Genomic DNA, 1,029 nt, shown 5'->3' with positions numbered 1-1,029 from the left:
TTTGTACCTCAGTCAGAAATGCAGACGTATCGTCGGCCTCGCCGCACCTTGTGACGGTGACCCACCCCTTTCATCCATATTCCGGACAGCGCGGAGTATGCATTGCAAAGCGCGGTAACCGAGCGGGCAAGCGGTGGCTGCTGCGTTTTGATGACGGCCAGATTTGCTCCATTCCGCCGCAATGGACCGATGCGGAAACTCCTGATCTGGAGGTTGTCGCGGGGGTCGGGCGAGCCCTGTGCAGCCTTACCGATCTGCTGGAACTCGGTGAGCTCGTGGCCCACCTCATGTCGCAAAAGACAGTCACTGGGGCGAAGAGGCGTAAGGGCAATTATGCCGCATCCGTAAAGGAAAAAATGCCGCAAAGCCCTTGGGCGCTACGCTGAATGGCCTACTTATTGGCCATTAATTGGCGAATCACCGGTTCCCTTTGCCTTGACGACCTAGCCTTATGCGGCATATTGTATATTACAATTATTAAGCGAATGGCGGAGGCTGCAGGTGCCGGACAACGTCAAGCACAAGCGATCGAAGGCCAGTGTTCTGGCCGAGGATGGCACGCTCAATCCGGCACCGGAGAAAGTCGGCGATCCGAAATTCCAGGAGGACGGCTTCTTCGATCCACACGACATCGTGCAAGTGAAATACGAGATGCTGCGGCGCGTATCCGTCGACAAAATGTCGGTGACGGAGGCATCCGACGAATATGGTGTCTCCCGGCCGACCTTCTATCAGGCCAGGGCGGACTTCGAGGACGCGGGTCTGGCCGGTCTGGTGCCGAGGAAGCGCGGGCCGCGCGGACCGCACAAGCTCCAGGGCGAAGTGCTGGCATTCCTCAAGGCACAGGTGGCCCCAGGCGAGCCCATCCGGGCGCGCGAACTGACGGACCGTATCCAGACAAGGTTCGGCCTCGACGTCCACCCCAGAACGATCGAGCGCGCGCTCGGTGTAAAAAAAACTGCGTGACCGGCACCGGCGCGCAACTGCATTGGGCGATGCAGTGCCGCGCCACGGAACGATATGAAATCT

At 59.3% G+C, this 1,029-nt stretch carries 2 protein-coding genes; both read left to right on the top strand.

Features of this window, described 5'->3' with window-relative positions; genetic code table 11:
* Positions 1 to 386: DUF5372 family protein (locus L3X40_RS21895; protein ID WP_237367441.1), on the top strand; the 386-nt coding region annotated here is incomplete at its 5' end.
* A 115-nt stretch (positions 387 to 501) separates the two neighbouring features.
* A complete protein-coding gene (locus tag L3X40_RS21890) occupies positions 502 to 966 on the top strand; it encodes a helix-turn-helix domain-containing protein (protein ID WP_237367440.1) in 465 nt (154 codons plus the stop codon).
* Positions 967 to 1,029: the final 63 nt, after the last annotated feature.

The sequence above is a fragment of the Rhizorhapis sp. SPR117 genome (assembly GCF_021742065.1).
The sequence above is the reverse complement of the archived record's forward strand: the minus strand, read 5'-3'. Positions and strand labels throughout refer to the sequence as shown.